Raw genomic sequence first — 16,609 nt, 5'->3', positions numbered from 1 at the left:
AATGATCCGTCTTGTTGTGTGTCTGACTGTAATCTGGCTGGCCCTCGGTAAAAGCGCTGTTGCAGAGGTAACCTATCCCATTCACGTCAAGGATGCGCTTGACCGGGAAGTCACCATTACCGCCCAACCAAAATCCATATTGCTTGGCAGCGGATTCAATCTGATTGCGTTGTCGCTCGTCCATCCAGATCCCGTCAGTGTGCTGGCCGGTTGGGCCGGTGACCTCAAGGGGGACAATCCGGAAATCTATGCCGGCTTCAAACAGCGCTTCCCGGAAATTGAAAAACTGCCGATCATTGGCGACGGCATTACAGTTTCGGTCGAGAAAATCGTTTCTGTAAAAGCCGATCTGGTCATTCTTTCAGACTGGCAGATGCGCAATGATGAAGGCGTGCAGGCGATCGCCTATCTCGAGAAAATGGGCATACCGGTGCTCGTGGTCGACTTCGGCAATCATGCACTCGAAAATACTTCGAAAAACATGCGCCTGCTGGGCAAGGTACTCAACCGCGAGGAGCAGGCTAACGCTTTTGCCGACTTCTACGACGAGCGCATTGCCCGCATTCGTGATCGGGTGGCGAAGAGCGATGCCGGACCGACTGTATTGCTGGAAGCCTTTCCCAATGCCGATCAATGCTGCTACGCTTACGGGCGAACCAGTATGGGCGAGTTCATCACATTGACCGGCAGCCGAAATATTGCTGCAGATGGACCAGCACAGGGAGGGGTGATCAGCAGCGAATTTATCGTTGCCGCCGACCCGCAAGTTTACATCGCCACCTCATCCCCAGGCGGGAAGTATAGCGGTTTTTCGGTTGGGCCGGGCGTAAGCGAACAGGAAGCGCGCGACACACTTTCAAATGCCCTGAAAAATCCTTTCCGCGCTGGTTTGAAGGCCGTGAACGACAAGCGCGTGTATGGATTGTGGAACTTTTTCAATGCTGTTCCCTTGAATGTTCTGGCAGCAGAAGCCTTCGCCGTCTGGTTGCGACCGGAACTGTTCGCGGATATCAGCCCCGAAGCGACACTGGCGGAAATTAACCAGCGTTTCGCGGCTGTCCCGTTTGAAGGTTCATACTGGATCAGCCTGAAACCCTGACCCCGCATTTTTCTGGCGTATACTGCTATCGCAGGCCGCCAGAAGCCTGAGTGTGGGCGTCCGCAGCCAGACCCGGCCAGTAATAACCATTGCTGGTCGGACGCGGACCGAAAATGGCCTGCCCGACCCGCACCACGGTTGCCCCCTCCTCGATTGCAACCTCGAAATCGCCAGACATGCCCATGGAAAGTCCGTTCATATGCGGATGCACATCAACAACACGATCCCGCAGACCACGAAGCAGGCGAAAGCAGGCGCGCACGCGCTCTGTGTCGGAGCTGAAAATTGCGAGCGTCATCAGCCCACGTGGTTTGAGGCGGGGAAACTCTGAGAGGCGCGCCACGAACGACATGAGATCGTCCGGATGCAGCCCATATTTGCTTTCCTCGTCCGAAGTATTGACCTGAACGTAAACATCAAGATCACGATCTTCTGCGTCCAGTCTGCGATTCAGTTCTTCCGCGAGGCGGAAACTATCCAGCGCATGGAATTCCCATGCAAGACGAACGAGATATTTGACCTTGTTTGTCTGCAGATGGCCGACAATGCTCCAACGGATCGGCAAATCGTTCAGGGCCGTTTGTTTGTCGCGCGCTTCCTGAAGTTTATTTTCTCCGAAATCGAGAATTCCGGCCGCATAAGCGTGCCGCAGGATGCGAGCCGGAACTGTTTTTGTGATCGGGAGAAGGCGCACATCGTTCGGGTCGCGTCCGCTGCGATGACAAGCCGCGGCGATCCGCGCGCGAACCTCTTTGAGATTGCTCGCGAAAACAGAAGTCGGATCAGCACCGAAACGCGCTATCTCGTCTTTGATTGCCTGCCCCTCAACCGGCTGCGGCTCGACAGATAGTTGCATCGCCAATCTCCCTTCAAGCGCCGATACAAATGCTTGCCGCTGCGCGGATACGACATGGCAACCATCCCGCCAGCTTGTATCATGGAGATGGTCTGGTTCTCCCATCCACTTCCAGCACAAAGATCAGACCAATTTCCAAGTCATCCGGTAATGACGATCATTCAACGGCTGACCATTCGAACACCTATGGCTTCATGATCGCGCGAAAGGCCGTCGCCAGCTTTTTAACTGCGATCTCGATTTCTGTCGGCGTATAGGCTGCAAACCCCATCAGAAAACCGGCCTTTCCATCACCGGCAGCGTAAAGCCCGGACAGACCGAGGAGCTCGATACCGACACGTTGGGCTGCAGCGACGGCATTGCGCTCAGATAAATCACCGGTGAGCAGACAAGACATCTGTAACCCTCCGGCAGGCACATGCGGCTCGACGAAATCCGCCAGATATCGCTCGATCAGTCTGGCCAGTACATCGCGCCGTTCAGCATAGATGCCGCGCATGGCCCGGACATGCGCGCCGAAATGTCCACCTTCCATAAACCGGGCAAGCGTCAACTGCGCCATCGGTGCGGAATGCCCATCAAGCAGGGTGCGCGCAACGGTCATCGGTTTGACCAGTTGCGGCGGCAAAACCATGTAGCCGATACGCAGGCCCGGAAAGAGTGATTTGGTGAAAGTGCCGATATAGATTGTCCGCTCATGCCGGTCGAGGCCTTGTACGCAGGCGGTCGGTTTGCCAGCGTAATGAAACTCGCTGTCATAATCGTCTTCGATAATCCATGTCTGCTGGCGGGCGGCCCATTCGATCAGCGCCAGTCGACGATCCAGCGACAGGGTCGCGCCGGTTGGAAACTGGTGCGAGGGTGTGAGAAACACGGCCTTGGCCTTGAGCGTTTCGCCAACCATCCGCTCGATCACAATGCCTTGGTCGTCCACATTGACCGGAATGGATTCAAGGCCTGCAGCATCGAACGCCTTGCGTGCACCGTAATAAGCCGGGTCTTCGATGAAGATGCGGTCACCGGGGTCGAACAGCATGTTGGCACATAAAGTCAGCGCCTGTTGCGAGCTGGTGAGGATCAGCACCCTGTCAGGTGTCGCGCGTCCTCCGCGTTCCAGGTTCATGTACTCGGCAACAGCGCGTCGCAATGGCTCTGTCCCCTGCGGATGACCATGCAGCAGCGCTTGCGTGCCGGCTTCCTTCAAAACCTGCCGTTCCAGACGTTCCCAAAGCTGAAGCGGAAAATTTCGTGTTTCCGGAACACCGTGAGCGAAAGGTCGTGGCGCCAGCAGCTCGCGTACACCACCGCTTCGGAACATGGCTGCTCCGCGTTTGCTCAGATTGGGCGCCTGATTGCGCAATAACGCTTCGCGCTGGGAAACGCTGTGTCCGGGTGTGAATTCCGTTATCTGCGCCACGAAACTTCCACTGCCCACCCGGCGGTCGATAAAGCCCTCTGCATGCAGCTGCGCATAAGCCGCTTCGATCGTGTCTCGGGAGACACCCAGCGATTTGGCGAGGCTGCGCGAAGCCGGAAGCGGCTTTCCCGGCCCCAGCGCACCATCGATGATCAATTGCCGGATCGACCGCTGAATACGCGCATGGAGCGGCATTGCCGCATGGGCGGGGTGGGCAATCCAAGCCTTGACGGATTCAAGTTGCGAATGCCTGAACAAATGGACTGGTCCTTTTGTCAAAAATGGATGGGCATATCAGGCCATTAAACAGCTAACTGTCAATCAATCTTTTCAGCCCGACTTGCAGGCCATGTGCCCAATTCCCAGAAGGTTTTTGAGGATGATACCATCCCGTGCTTCAACGTCATCGATCCGCTTGAGCGACCTTGCCCATCCTATCGTGGCGGGCCTAATCTCCGTCATTGTCAATTATGGCGGCACATTCATTCTTGTTTTTCAGGCCGCAAAGGTTGCGGGATTGAGCCCGGAACTGACTGCCTCCTGGGTTTGGTCGGTTTCGATTGGCGTCGGGCTTACCGGCCTTTATCTCAGCTGGCGCTACCGCGAGCCGATCATCACCGCCTGGTCGACGCCAGCTGCTGCCTTTCTTGTAACGGCACTTGCCACCACATCCTACGCCGAGGCAATCGGCGCTTTCATGATTTCGGCTCTCGCATTTGTCATCCTCGGCGTGTCGGGCTATTTCGAGAAAGTCATCCGGCTGATACCACCAAGCATAGCTTCAGGGCTTCTGGCCGGCATTCTGTTGCAATTCGGAATAGGGGCCTTCGGCGGCACCACCACCGACCCGTTGCTGGTTGGACTGCTGATTGTTGCCTATGTGGTTTTGAAACGGCTGTCCGCCCGCTACGCCGTAGTCGGCATTCTCGTGCTCGGACTGGCCTTCCTGCTTCTGCAAAACAGGGTCGACCTGTCTGGACTGCGACTGGAGTTTGCAACTCCAGTCTTCACCATGCCTGCATTCTCTCTCAATGCCCTGCTGTCCGTCGCGCTGCCATTGTTCCTCATCACACTGACGGGACAGTATATGCCGGGGATGCTGGTTCTGCGTAATGATGGTTTCAAGACCAGCGCCAATCCAATCGTTACCGCAACAGGTCTCGGCTCGCTCATCATGGCGCCATTCGGATCGCATGCCTTCAACATTGCGGCAATCACGGCAGCAATCGCGACCGGGCCTGAAGCACACGAAAATCCATCCAAGCGCTGGATCGCCGGTATTGCAGCGGGCGTGTTCTACATTCTCGTCGGCATATTCGGTGTGACGCTCGCAGCTGTCTTCATGGCCTTTCCCGCAAGCTTTATCACAACGCTCGCAGGTCTGGCCCTGTTGGGCACGATAGGCAGCAGTCTGGCTGGAGCCATGTCAGACCCCACGCATCGCGAGGCAGCATTGATTACCTTTCTCGCATCCGCCGCAAACATCAATCTCTTCGGCATCGGCGGTGCTTTCTGGGGACTGATAATCGGACTGGTTGCCTATATCGTTCTCAACGGTCGTCTGCCGCGTCGTGAACGGACCGAATTGAGCGTGAGCGAAGGAGCTGCAAAATGACTGCCAAAAGCACTGGAATGACCACTTCCATCATTTCAATCCAGAGCCAGGTTGTGCACGGGCATGTCGGCAACAGCGCTGCGGTTCTGCCCATGCAGGCCCATGGGTTGAATGTCGCTGCAGTCCCGACGACCTTGCTGTCCAACAATCCGCATTTCGAAACCATGCGCGGGCGGGTTCTCGAATCCGAACTGGTCGGCGATCTTCTGCGCGGCGTCGAAGAGCGCGGATTGATTGAAACAAGCCACTATATTGTTTCCGGCTATCTCGGCTCTCAGGCAAACGGGAATGTGGTCGCCGCGTTCGTCGAACGCGCCCGCCAGATCAATCCCGACATAAAATACATTTGCGATCCGGTCATGGGCGATATGAACCTCGGGATCTTCGTTGCCGATCAGGTGGTGGAATGTATCGTTGAACGGCTTGTTCCGCTAGCCGATCTGTTGACACCCAACCAGTTCGAATTGGGTCTTATCGCACAGACAGATGTAACCTCCTGGGCTGCACTTGAAACCGCGGCGGGGCGTGTGCAGGCACTTCACGGCGCGCAGCTGGTTGTGACCAGTTGCGAACTTGCCGACACTCCTGAAGGCTTGCTGGAAAACATCGTCTTCGACCACGAGACCCGCACGCGACTGATATCGCCGCGCCTGCCGATCGTACCTGTGGGGACTGGTGACCTTTTCACCGGCCTTCTGACCGCCAAGCTTACGCGGGGGAATACATTGATCGAGGCAGCCCGCAGCGCCGCTGCAACTGTGCTTGAAGTACTCAGGCGTACCATGGAGGCGGGTGAACGTGACATGCAGCTTGCCAGTGTCATCGATGCGCTCATTCCGAGCGAGAATGCTCAAGAATGAAATTCCAGACGATGCTTGTCAGATGAAATAATAGCTCAGCGCGATGAATCTGCCGGCTGTTCAACTGTTGCCCCGTAGTGCAGTCGGGATTTGCCGTGCAGTGTATCCCTATAAAGGAAACGGAAGAAGAAGGCGTCGCCCGTTCCGCGCAGAAGTCTGGCGAATATCGCGACCAGAACAATGGAGAAAATCAATCGACCGAACAGGACGACATAGATATCCGCGCCAAGAGCCACCACGATCAGCGTATCTTCGATCAGGCTGTGGCACAGCCCCATGAAACTCGACGCGAGAAAGACGTCCCGAGGCTGAATGTGTCCGCGCTGTGCTTCACGGATGATGAGACCTCCACCATAGGACAGTCCCAGCACCAGCCCGACCACGGTCAATGGAGCGGCATTTTTCGATATGCCGAGCAAGCGCAACAAGGGTGAAAGAAGCAGGTTGAGGAAGCGTGTCACATCCAGCGCGTCCATTGTTCTCAGCACGGCCACCAGACCGAGCAGGACGATAAATATCCAGACCAGCGTGGAGGCCGTATCGGTGACGAAGCTGCTCCAGCTTGAATCGTAATGGCCCGGCACCCAGCTCGGTGCAGTCGGTTCTGCCAGCCAGCCGGTATGACTGGAAATCAGGTTGATCCCCCATGCGAAAGCAAGTCCGCCAACAAGCCGTATCAGCGTCGAGACGATCAGGCGCGGGCCTGCCTTTTGTACGATACGCTGTTCGATGGGAAGAGCATGAGCGAAGAGGAAAAGCGAACCGAGGATCGTCACCTGAGCTGTGGTGAGCGTGTCGACCGGCAAGACGGCGAACATCACCACTGCCCCGCTCCACACGCCAACCAGCAGGTTCATAGCCCAAACAAAACCGGCTTCAGGCGGCAGCCCCACGAACTGCATGACGGGAGCGAAGGCAGGAGAAATGGCTTTGATCAAGCCCATCTCGATTGCCAGCTGCGTCAGCACCATCACCGGCAGCATGATCTTGACGAGCGTCCAGTAGACGCCGATCGCCTCGCGCAGGATAACCATGCCGAATGCTGCCAGTCGCTTTGCCAATCCAGTGGCCATCCCGTCCCCTCCGCTTTTGTCCGGAGCGTGCGACAGATCAGGGTCGATGCTTTCGGCTTTGGCGAGCAGAAAATCAGCCCACGCACGCCGATGCAAGCCATATTGCTTATGCTTCACGCGATTTATCGGGATTAGCGAAAGTCCACGACGATGCCGGTTGCGATAATCAGCAGAACCGTTGCGGCAATGACGGTGTAGACGTAATCACGCTCGCGCAGAAAAAGATACATCGTCAGCGCGACCCGGATGATCGGCAGGAGAATGAATACCGCAATACCAGCTTTCACGATGTCATAGCCGTTCAGTGCAAGCGACGGTGGTTCAATAGAAGTCATAACGACTCCGACCGCGATCAAGGCAGAAGCGAACCATGTGCCATACCAAAGAAGCGCTGCAATGATTTTGTCCCCTCGTCCGGCGTCTGCGGTAACTTTCATTCTAAGCCTCTAAATATCTCTATACCGAAAGCGCTCAGAAGCATCTGGACCGCGAGAACAAGGAGAACCACGACGAAGAAGATGCGCAGTTTTTCCGCTGGAAGGCTCATCAGCAGGCGAGCGCCGACCAGCGCACCGATGACCGAACCAAGCGCAATCGGTCCCGTGATCCCGATATCGATGTCACCGCGAACAAAATAGGCGCTTGCGCTTGCAGCAGCCGTCACGCCGATCATGAAATTGGAGGTGGCGGACGAGACCTTGATAGGAAGTTTCAAGGCGGTGTCCATCGCCGGGATTTTCAAAACGCCCGAGCCTATCCCCAGAAGGGCCGAGACCAGTCCTGCCCCATACATCAGCGCCATGCCCAGCGGAACATGGCCGACGCGATAGTGCACCTCCTGCCCGGATATGTGATCGGGAAAGCTGGAATGCAGTCGCAGGCTTGTGGCGAGGCTCTTCGCATCCGGCATCGCTGAGCCGATTTCGTCGCGCCGCCGTACCAGCATCTGCTTTGCAGAAAGCACCAGAATGGCTGCGAACAAACCATATAGAACCGAAGTCGAAACGATTCCGATCAGAAGCACGCCGGTCAGCGCACCAAGCGTGGTTGCCGTCTCAAGAACGACCGCGAGCCGGACATTGGTCAGCCGTCGCTTCAAAAGCGGAGCCGCGCTGCCGCAAGAGCAGGCGATGACCGAAACAATGCTCGCCCCGATAGCGACGTGAATATCCACGTCGAAAAACAGCGTAAGCGCCGGCACGATGAAGATGCCGCTTGCCATGCCCAGCACGCCACCGAGCGCGCTTGCCCCGAAAGCCGCTATGAACAGCCATAAAGCCAACATTTCACCCCCGGCTATCTTTGGCCGCGCGGTCGCCGGGCCAGGCGAGTGACAAAGCTGATGAGATCACCGCGATAGTGAAGCTTTTCGTAGTCGATTGCCCGATGCCCCTCGGTGTAGGACGTGCGCTCGATCAGGAAGACAGCGCTGCCCGGCTCGACTGCGAGGGCCTCCGCAACATCTGGCGAAGCAGTGACAGCCTCCAGCCGATACTCCGCCTCGACAAGCGGCAGATCATATTTGTCTTCCAGCAGTGTGAAGATCGGCTCGACGTCCAGATCGTGCGTAACAATCTTCTCACCGATTTCACGTGACAGATATGTTTCATCCAGAGACATGGCGACGCCGTCGGCAAGCCGAACGCGCCGGATCCGCATCACCAGAGCTCCGGACGGCAGAGCGAGCTGACGCGCAACGTCTGCATCGGCCGGCACTATCTCCGTGTCAAGCAATCGTGCCGTCGGCGCGCGGCCAAGCGCCTGCATGTCTTCGACGAAACCGGTCAGCTCCGTCAATTCCTGCGTGACTTTGGGCTGGGCAACGAAGGTTCCCTTGCCGCGACGAATTTCGACAAGGCCACGCGCGACCAGATTCTCGATGGCCTTGCGAACGGTCGTCCGGCTGACTCCGAAACGTTCGATCAGGCGATCTTCTGGAGGAAGCTGACTGCCAGCAGGCAGAGCACCGGCTGAAATATCGTCCGCCAGCGATGTTTCCACCTTGGCATAGAGCGGAGCATGATCTTCTGCGATTTTCATCAGAAGATAGTGACATCATGATGTCATGATGTCAATGAAACTCACCCGGCTGAGTGAACCTTTTCATTAGTTGTTTGTTAACCATGCTGGAGGACATCGCCATGCAGTTGATTTTTTGGATTGAGTTAACAGCGATCCTGGCCGTCAGCGCTGTTGTCTTCGGCATTACCTGGATCGAGATCCACAGAAAATGACGCGCTTGTTACTTGCCGATCAGATTTGGCTCTGGTCAGGCGTCATTTTTTCAACGGTCGTAGGCCTGTATCTGCTGTGGAGATTGCCCCATTGATTTCAGTGGGCGCTCCCTGTTACCGCGCAGTATGCTTCAGATAATCCCTTTCAGGCGCAGAAGCCCGAAGGCGGCAATAGTACTCGCATCTTTGATATCGCCACGAAGAATCATCTCGACGGCTTCCCCGATAGGAAAGCGGCGGCAGATGAGCCCCTGCTCTTCGGCATCGAGGTTGGGCTTTCCCATTTTCAGTCCTGTAGCGAGAAAGATATGGCACTTGTTAGCCGCAAAGCCGTAGGCTTCGTAAGTCTCTCCGAAATAGACCATTTCCTCAGCGGTCAGCCCGGTTTCCTCTTGCAGTTCTCCACGAGCCAAAGTGAGCGGATCGACGTTCTCCTGCTCCTGCCAGGCCCCTTGCGGAAGCTCCCAGAAGCGGCGCCCGACGGGATAGCGGAACTGTTCCACTAAATAGACGCCGTCTTCGTCATCCATTGCGAAAATCAGTGCGGCATCGTTTTTCTCGACAACGCCATAAATGCTTTCGCTGCCGTCCGGATAAACAATGCGATCCTCGCGAACCTTCATCCAACGATTTTCGTAGACCCGTCTGGATCCCAGTGTTTTTATTTCCGACATCCAGCCTCCGGTCGAAACCTGCCGCTCTCTTTTACAGGCTAGCGTTAAGGCTTTCCCATCGCAACAGACGGTTGAGTTGACGCGAAAACTGCGCCAAGGTGTCGGCCATGATTGATTGGCCACTCATATTTGCCAGCCTGCTAGCTATCGGCGTGGCAGTGTTTCTGATCTACTGTTTTGCAGTGATGATTTTTGCCAAGCCAGACGGCAAGCCCGTCGAGCCGACGACAATCGACACGGTCGATATGCTCCCCTTCATGAATCATGACGCTGATTGATATCCCGGTCTCAAATGCCAGCTGCCCGCGCATCCCGGAATCTGTCCGAGCGCAGCACTACCGCGCGAATTTTCCTTGTTCACTGGATGTTTTGGCATTGAATGCCTCGTTTTCAATGGGGCGACAGTGCTAAAAATGCTCTTAGCAAGAAATAGAATTATTCTTAAAAACAATGCCCGAAACACAACATCACAAGAATGTAATTTAGTACATTTTATAACATCATTATATCATAAACAGACTCCACGATCAGCTCTATATCTTGCCATTGGAGATGCAGACCATGATCCACTCGACATCGAATACAGTCGCCTCAGGCGCACCGGAAGCCGGTGTTCGTGCGTTTGGCAATTCCGGCAGACTTCAGGAATTGCTTGCCAAAGTCGAAGATGCCAAGCGCAAGGCCAACAACAGCTTGCGACGCGCCCAGTCCGCGCCTGAGCCACATGTAACGACGAATTCCATTTTCGTGTCTCTCTACGAAGAACATCTGCGAGACCGGGAATTGTTGTTTTCATCATTGCGGCAGCTTGATGATATGCGCAAAAATGCGAGTATCTGAGGCGACGCATCCATGAACATGCTTTGCCGTGAAAGAATGACCCAGAATTACGATCAGCCTGAATACGCCGTGCCTTCTGCCGATCTGTCCCGTATGGCTTTGACCGAGGAGCTCGTTTCGCTGAGCCTTCGGCTTGAGGTTGATCGCGGTCCTGATCCGAGCCGGGCACCGATCACCGACAATGAGGTCGATGAACTGGCGGAACAGCTCTTTCACGAAGCAGGAGACGAACCGCTCTGGGTTTTCGCCTATGGCTCCCTGATCTGGAAGCCGGATTTCGAGGCGGTGGACTCGCGCGCCGGAACGGCGAGCGGCTGGCACCGTTCATTCTGCCTTCGGCTGACCCGCTGGCGCGCAACGATGGCCCAGCCGGGCCTTATGCTGGCGCTGCGACCGGGCGGCAGCTGCAAGGGTATTGCTTTCCGGCTGTCCGATGAGGACCGCCTTGGACAATTGCGTCGAATGATCCGGCGCGAAATCAGTTCGATTGACGATGCCTATTCCATCCGCTGGGTTTCGATCGACACCGAGGATGGACCAATACGTGCGCTCGTTTTCTGGGCCGGACCGCGTGGAGACAGGCTTTCGGACAACATGCCCCTGACGTCCGTGGCACAATTGCTTGCGCGCGCCTGCGGGCATATGGGCTCCTGCGCCGAATATCTCTATCTCACCGTCAAGCATCTGGAAGAAAAAGGCATCCGCGACCGCAATCTCTGGGAGTTGCAGCGTCTGGTCGCCGAAGAGATCATCAGCATTTATTGCGGGGATATGCCCACGCAGAGCCTGAAACCAGCCTGAACGGAAAGCTGCGCGCTAATCCTGATAGGCCAGACTATCACTGAAATTGCCGCTGAAATTGCGCCCGGCTTCACGGGCGATATTGGCCACAAGCGTGATCAGGCGCGTCGCTGCGCTTTCGAGATAAATAGCGCTATAGCTCGTCGCCGGGAAAACGGCATTGGTATTCAGCACCTGCAACTCACCTGTCCGAAGCTCTTTCTGGATCACCACCGGCGGAATGACGGAAATACCGACACCAGCCGAAATCATGTTGATCGTCGTGGTGAGCGAATTGGAATAATGAACGGTCGCGTCTTTCAGGCGCTCTTCCGTGAAATAATTGATGATCTGCTGATAATTATAGGAACCGCTCTCATAGGAAATGAGATTGCAGCCAAGCAGGTCATCGCGTGACAGCATGTCTTCAGCCCCGCCCGGAAACTGATTGCTGCGCGATATCCAGAACATGCCGAAAGTGCATATGTCGACGATGCGCAGGTTGGGCGTAGGCTCGGGCTTGATGGCAAAAACGATGTCGAGTTCCCGCTGCTCCAGCTTCTGCACGATCCCTTTCGATGATGAGGTCGTGATCGAGATGCGTATCTGCGGATAGCGTTGGCGGACGATATCGAGAATACCTGGCAATATGGTCATGGCGAGGCTCGGAACAATACCAATCTTCAGCGTGCCTTCAAGCCCGTTCTGCGGACTCAGGCTTTCCACCAGATCATGATAACGGCGTACGACATCGCGCGCGCCCTCGACAAAAGCTTCGCCTTCCGCCGTCAGATTGACGTCGCGGGCATCGCGGTCGAAGAGCCGGAACCCCAGTTCCTGCTCCATCGCGCCGATACGATTGGATATCGCCGCCGGGGTCATATTGAGGCGAGCCGCCGTCGCCCGGAAATTACGCAGTTCCGACAACCAGATCACCGTTTCCAGAAAACGGATATTCATGGACGGGCATGTCCCTTCCCATTTCAATCACCCGCGCGCCTGCGTTTCTTGAAGTCCCTTATAGCGCTCCGGGCAATCAGATTCGTCCTTTCCTTCTAAGACACTTGCGGGATGAAAATAAGCAAATAGTCATATTCCATCCCACAAATGATCAGGGCCGGCCGAAACCGGCCCGTATCGGATCAGCTTCCCGCGTGGGCGAGAATTTTCTTGGTGGCGCCAGACACGTCACCGAGCTTGAGACCGGTTTTCACCGAAGCCTCACGCACCTTTCCCTTGTCCTGTATATCGAGCGCGCGCGAGGCAACCGCGTTCACTTCGTCCCGCGGCAGGACCAGAACCCCGCTCTCATCGGCCAGAATGGCATCACCGGGATTGACAACCACACCGCCGCAAGAGACCGGAATGTTGATGCCACCGCCCAGATCATAGAGCCGCGTGGTGATGGGCGAGATACCCCTCGCCCACATCGGAAAATCGGAATCCTCGATTTCCGTCAGGTCCGTGCACGGGCCATCCACGATGCCAGCGACCGCACCCGAGGCCTTCGCAGCGATGGTCACACCGCCGCCCCAGCACGCATAGCGGTCGTCGCCCATCCGGTCCACCACCAGAATATCGCCGGGGCGAAGCATTCCGGTTACGTGGTGAAGCAGGGTGGAATCCGGACCCGGTATGGCGATGGTGACGGCGGTACCGACCACACGGCGCTTCGGGAGGAGCGGCTGGATGGAACGGTGCATGAAACCGAAGAAGCGCCAGTGTCCGACAGTGGCTGTCTCGACCCCCGACAGAAGCTGGAGGTCACCGGCAGCAACCTGCTCCGGCATGGGATTGATCGTATACATATGGGGCCTCCTATGCGCAGGCTTGCAACTGCTTGCCGATACGGCGATGGCTGACCATGGGGATGAGCGAACGCACACGCTCGATCTGCGCGCGCTCGATGCGCGCCGTCACGAACCCGACACCGTCAGACGCGCGCGCCACAACGTGGCCCCACGGATCGCAGACGAGCGAGTGACCATAGGTATGACGCCGCTCGCCATTCGAAACCGTGCTGCCGGTCTGGCCACAGGCGGCAAAATAGGTCTGGGTTTCGATGGCACGGGCACGCGCCAGCACTTCCCAGTGGTCCTTGCCGGTTTGCAGCGTGAATGCGGCGGGAAGCACGATGACATCGGCACCGGCCTTTTCCAGCTCCAGATAAAGTTCGGCAAAGCGGATGTCGTAGCAGATCGCGCAGCCGACCTTGAACCCGTCAAGGTCATAGACGACAACATTCTCGCCCGGCTTGACGGTTGCCGATTCCTTATAGGCCGTCCCGTCCGGCCCGACGATGTCGAACATATGGATCTTGCGATAATGCGCAATCTCCTTGCCTTCGCGATTGAAGACAAAGGTGGAATTGTAGATGCGCTTTTCGTTTGGAACCTTTTCCATCAAGGTTCCGGCATGGACGAAGACCTTGTGCTCGCGAGCAAAGTCCTGCGCCATCTTGTAGGCAGGGCCACCGGGAACGCTCTCGGCTGCCGCAAGTTTTTCTTCCGGAGTACCACCGTAATATTCGAAATACTCGGGCAGCACGATCAGGTCCGGAGAATCCGTGCGCACGGCATCTTCCATCAATCCCCGCGTAATACGCAGGTTTTCTGCCTTGTCGGTCTGCGGGCTCGTTTGGATCAGGCTAATCTTCATTTCTTCCTCCAGCGAATGAGTGGGTATTCAGTTCAGTCAGGCAACCAGGGCTTCGTTTTTCAGCATGTTCACAGTCGAAACCATGCCCTGGCGAAGCGTCATGTTCTGGGTAGCGACGACCAGCACCGCGGCGCCCTCTTCCTGTGCGAAGCGCCGTTCGGCTTCAGTCCAGGCGGGCATGATCCATGGCTTCCCGGCAGCGCGTGCAGCCGCCGCACAGCGGCGCAGATCGGCCTTGTCGTCATCATTGAAAGCGTATGCTCCCCGACCGCGCGCAAGCGCCAGATCCGAAGGGCCCGGAAACAAGCCGTCGACCGTATCGAGCGCGATAATCTTCTCGACGTCGGCTAGACTTTCCGCCGTCTCGACCATGGCGAAGCATTTGGTGCGCCTGTTCTCTTTTTCGAAGGCATCGGTCGCCGGGCGGGCATAGCCGAAAATGCGGCCACCCGTATAAGAGCGCGTGCCGACCAGCGGATATTTTGCAGCCTTCGTAACCTGATGCGCATGTTCCACGCCGAGAATATGCGGAACGATGACGCCATCCGATCCGAAGTCCAGCGCCTGCTGAATGGCTTCTGGCGTCGGTGCCAGCACCTTCGTCAGGGTGGAGAGACCTTGCGCCTTGGTGAAAGCCAAAAACTGGTCCAGCGTCGACAGGTCGAAGGTTCCGTGTTCGAGTTCCAGAACGAAGGATGAGAAGCCGCAGGTCCGGGCAATTTCGAGATAGCTGAAATGCGGTTGCGACATCCAGAGGGCGATATTTTCCATGCTTGCAGTCACTTTCAGTTGGGAGGTTATTTGCCGATTGTGCGTGACAATCCGAGTGTGCGTTCGATGACGAAGATGATGAGCAGCGTGGCCGCGATCAGCACGACCGAGATGGAAGCGGTCATCGGGTCGGTGCGGCTTTCGACATAGTTGAAGATTTCCACCGGCAGCGTCGTCATGCGCGGTCCGGTGATGAAGAGCGAGATCACCACCTCATCGAAGGACAGAAGGAAGGACAGTGCGGCACTTGCCACCAGACCCGGCATCATCAACGGCAGGGTGATGCGACGAAACACGGTGAACGGTGACGCACCCAGCATCGTGGCCGCCTCTTCAACCGATGGCGGCAGTGTCGAGAACGCCGTTATCATGATGCGGATGACGTAAGGGGTCGTCACGATCAGATGGGCGATCACCAGACCGGTGAACGTGCCGAGCAGTTCCAGCCGCACAAAGACCAGCAGAATGGCAAGGCCAAGCACGATGGAAGGCAGAAGCAGCGGCGCGGTAAAGAGGTTCAGCACCGCTTCGCGTCCACGGAACTGATAACGGCGGATGGCATAGGCCGCCGGGATACCTGCCAGAAGCGACAGGACGGTGACGACCGATGCAATGCCGAGGCTGATCCAGAACGCCTGAATGAGCGTTTCATGATGCAGCATTTCCGCATACCACCGCACACCCCAGCTCTGCGGCGGAAAAGTGAGATAGTTGTCGTTGCTGAACGATAGCGGCACGACGACCAGAATTGGGGCCAGCAGGAACAAATAGAGCAGGCCGACCAGTAGGCGGAATGGCAATGAAGTTGAACCAATCATCTCGTTTCTCCTTTGCCAATCAGTCGATGCGACGTGCGATGCGGGAATAGACCATCAAGGCGAGACCGAAGATGATCAGGACAATGACGGAGGTTGCGGCGGCTCGCGGCCATTCAAGCTGGATCACAGCCTGATCGTAGATTTCCGTCGCCAGCAGGAATACGCGCCCGCCACCAAGCAATTTCGGTGTGATGAAGGAGCTGATTGCCAGCACGAAGCAAAGCAGGCAGCCAAGTGCGATGCCCGGCAAGGTGAGTGGCAGGATGATCCGGCGAAACCGCGTGAAGGCATTGGCGCCGAGGGATGCTGCAGCCTCCTCAAGTGAGGCATTCAGGCGCCCGAAACCGGCAATCAGCGACAGCGCCATATAGGGGATCAGGATTTCCACCATCCCGATGAATACGCCGAGCGTATTGTTGACGAGCCTGATGGGGGAGGAAATGATGCCGAGGTTCATCAAGGCTCCATTGACAAGTCCCTGATCGCCGAGAAGCACCATCCAGCCATAGGTGCGCACCACGCTGCTGACGAGCAGCGGCGAGACCGTCACCACGAAAAGGAAGTTGCGCCAGACCGGCGAAACACGGTGCAGGAAAAGCGCGATCGGATAGGCACAGATAAGCGTTGCCAACGTGATGAACGCGCTCAGCCAGAGCGAGTTGAACACCAGACCCCAATTGAAACTGTCGGTGAAGAAATTGATATAATTCTCAAACGTATAGCGGTCTGTCAGGACACCGCCGCTCTCGCTCTGCAGGAAGGATATCTGCGCCAGATGGGCAACCGGTGCAATGAAGGCAATGAGATTGATCAAGGCCATCGGCAGAAGAAGCGCAACGGCGACGAGGCTGTAGCGTCTGCGCCTTGATGACTTTGCCGGGATGATGTCGGTCGATGTGATCGCTGTCATGACA

Annotated in this window: 19 protein-coding genes; 6 read left to right on the top strand and 13 right to left on the bottom strand. The window is 56.6% G+C overall.

Annotated features, from left to right (window positions below):
* Position 1: 1 nt before the first annotated feature.
* Positions 2-1,099 (top strand): ABC transporter substrate-binding protein, encoded by a 1,098-nt coding sequence (locus ABDF71_RS21055; RefSeq protein ID WP_036577601.1) that lies wholly within the window; start codon positions 2-4, stop codon positions 1,097-1,099.
* Between the two features lie 25 nt (positions 1,100-1,124).
* On the opposite strand, the gene ABDF71_RS21050 is transcribed toward ABDF71_RS21055, so the two are convergent.
* Both ABDF71_RS21050 and pdxR read right to left on the bottom strand, forming a co-directional pair.
* On the bottom strand, positions 1,125-1,955 hold the full coding sequence (locus tag ABDF71_RS21050; RefSeq protein ID WP_151610404.1) for a YggS family pyridoxal phosphate-dependent enzyme: 831 nt from the start codon (positions 1,953-1,955) through the stop codon (positions 1,125-1,127).
* A gap of 184 nt (positions 1,956-2,139) precedes the next feature.
* Positions 2,140-3,630, bottom strand: a complete 1,491-nt coding sequence (gene pdxR, locus ABDF71_RS21045) for a MocR-like pyridoxine biosynthesis transcription factor PdxR (RefSeq protein WP_151610405.1) — start codon at positions 3,628-3,630, stop codon at positions 2,140-2,142.
* Between the two features lie 121 nt (positions 3,631-3,751).
* Between pdxR and ABDF71_RS21040 the strand changes: the two genes are divergently transcribed.
* Together ABDF71_RS21040 and pdxY are read left to right on the top strand one after the other, a co-directional pair.
* Positions 3,752-4,987 (top strand): benzoate/H(+) symporter BenE family transporter, encoded by a 1,236-nt coding sequence (locus ABDF71_RS21040; protein WP_010659325.1) that lies wholly within the window; start codon positions 3,752-3,754, stop codon positions 4,985-4,987.
* Positions 4,984-5,847, top strand: coding sequence for a pyridoxal kinase (pdxY, locus tag ABDF71_RS21035; RefSeq protein ID WP_029930005.1), 864 nt, complete (start codon positions 4,984-4,986; stop codon positions 5,845-5,847). The genes ABDF71_RS21040 and pdxY overlap by 4 nt, the downstream gene beginning before the upstream one ends.
* A 35-nt stretch (positions 5,848-5,882) precedes the next feature.
* Here the strand turns inward: pdxY and ABDF71_RS21030 are convergent, their stop codons facing one another.
* The 5 genes from ABDF71_RS21030 to ABDF71_RS21010 form a co-directional block, all read right to left on the bottom strand.
* Positions 5,883-7,037 (bottom strand): nucleoside recognition protein, encoded by a 1,155-nt coding sequence (locus ABDF71_RS21030; RefSeq protein WP_258125233.1) that lies wholly within the window; start codon positions 7,035-7,037, stop codon positions 5,883-5,885.
* A gap of 14 nt (positions 7,038-7,051) precedes the next feature.
* Positions 7,052-7,357, bottom strand: coding sequence for a DUF1634 domain-containing protein (locus tag ABDF71_RS21025; protein ID WP_043062254.1), 306 nt, complete (start codon positions 7,355-7,357; stop codon positions 7,052-7,054).
* Complete coding sequence (locus ABDF71_RS21020) at positions 7,354-8,205, bottom strand: sulfite exporter TauE/SafE family protein (protein ID WP_029930000.1); 852 nt, start codon at positions 8,203-8,205, stop codon at positions 7,354-7,356. The genes ABDF71_RS21025 and ABDF71_RS21020 overlap by 4 nt, the downstream gene beginning before the upstream one ends.
* An 11-nt stretch (positions 8,206-8,216) precedes the next feature.
* The gene (locus ABDF71_RS21015; protein WP_029929997.1) at positions 8,217-8,960 is read right to left on the bottom strand and encodes a GntR family transcriptional regulator; all 744 of its coding nucleotides are present in this window, start codon (positions 8,958-8,960) and stop codon (positions 8,217-8,219) included.
* A 325-nt stretch (positions 8,961-9,285) separates the two neighbouring features.
* A complete protein-coding gene (locus tag ABDF71_RS21010; protein WP_029376026.1) occupies positions 9,286-9,828 on the bottom strand; it encodes an NUDIX domain-containing protein in 543 nt (180 codons plus the stop codon).
* 107 nt (positions 9,829-9,935) lie between these two features.
* On the opposite strand from ABDF71_RS21010, the gene ABDF71_RS21005 reads away from it, so the two are divergent.
* From ABDF71_RS21005 to ABDF71_RS20995, 3 genes are all read left to right on the top strand, one after another.
* A complete protein-coding gene (locus ABDF71_RS21005; protein ID WP_155243286.1) occupies positions 9,936-10,106 on the top strand; it encodes a hypothetical protein in 171 nt (56 codons plus the stop codon).
* Between the two features lie 283 nt (positions 10,107-10,389).
* Positions 10,390-10,668 (top strand): hypothetical protein, encoded by a 279-nt coding sequence (locus ABDF71_RS21000; RefSeq protein WP_010659332.1) that lies wholly within the window; start codon positions 10,390-10,392, stop codon positions 10,666-10,668.
* A gap of 36 nt (positions 10,669-10,704) precedes the next feature.
* Entirely contained in the window at positions 10,705-11,469 is a 765-nt protein-coding gene (locus ABDF71_RS20995) for a gamma-glutamylcyclotransferase (protein ID WP_235916925.1), read from the top strand.
* Positions 11,470-11,484: 15 nt separating this feature from the next.
* Here the strand turns inward: ABDF71_RS20995 and ABDF71_RS20990 are convergent, their stop codons facing one another.
* The 6 genes from ABDF71_RS20990 to ABDF71_RS20965 form a co-directional block, all read right to left on the bottom strand.
* Entirely contained in the window at positions 11,485-12,408 is a 924-nt protein-coding gene (locus tag ABDF71_RS20990; protein ID WP_010659334.1) for a LysR family transcriptional regulator, read from the bottom strand.
* 182 nt (positions 12,409-12,590) lie between these two features.
* Positions 12,591-13,256 (bottom strand): RraA family protein, encoded by a 666-nt coding sequence (locus ABDF71_RS20985; protein ID WP_010659335.1) that lies wholly within the window; start codon positions 13,254-13,256, stop codon positions 12,591-12,593.
* A 10-nt stretch (positions 13,257-13,266) separates the two neighbouring features.
* Positions 13,267-14,106 (bottom strand): carbon-nitrogen hydrolase family protein, encoded by an 840-nt coding sequence (locus tag ABDF71_RS20980; protein ID WP_029929986.1) that lies wholly within the window; start codon positions 14,104-14,106, stop codon positions 13,267-13,269.
* A gap of 36 nt (positions 14,107-14,142) precedes the next feature.
* On the bottom strand, positions 14,143-14,877 hold the full coding sequence (locus ABDF71_RS20975) for an aldolase/citrate lyase family protein (RefSeq protein WP_258125234.1): 735 nt from the start codon (positions 14,875-14,877) through the stop codon (positions 14,143-14,145).
* A 26-nt stretch (positions 14,878-14,903) separates the two neighbouring features.
* Complete coding sequence (locus ABDF71_RS20970) at positions 14,904-15,695, bottom strand: ABC transporter permease (protein WP_006470062.1); 792 nt, start codon at positions 15,693-15,695, stop codon at positions 14,904-14,906.
* 19 nt (positions 15,696-15,714) lie between these two features.
* Positions 15,715-16,605 (bottom strand): ABC transporter permease, encoded by an 891-nt coding sequence (locus ABDF71_RS20965; protein WP_010659338.1) that lies wholly within the window; start codon positions 16,603-16,605, stop codon positions 15,715-15,717.
* Between the last annotated feature and the right edge of the window lie 4 nt (positions 16,606-16,609).

The organism is Ochrobactrum sp. WV_118_8 (genome assembly GCF_039631535.1).
In the GTDB taxonomy this organism is placed as follows: domain Bacteria; phylum Pseudomonadota; class Alphaproteobacteria; order Rhizobiales; family Rhizobiaceae; genus Brucella; species Brucella anthropi.
This window is presented reverse-complemented; position numbering and strand designations above follow the sequence as displayed.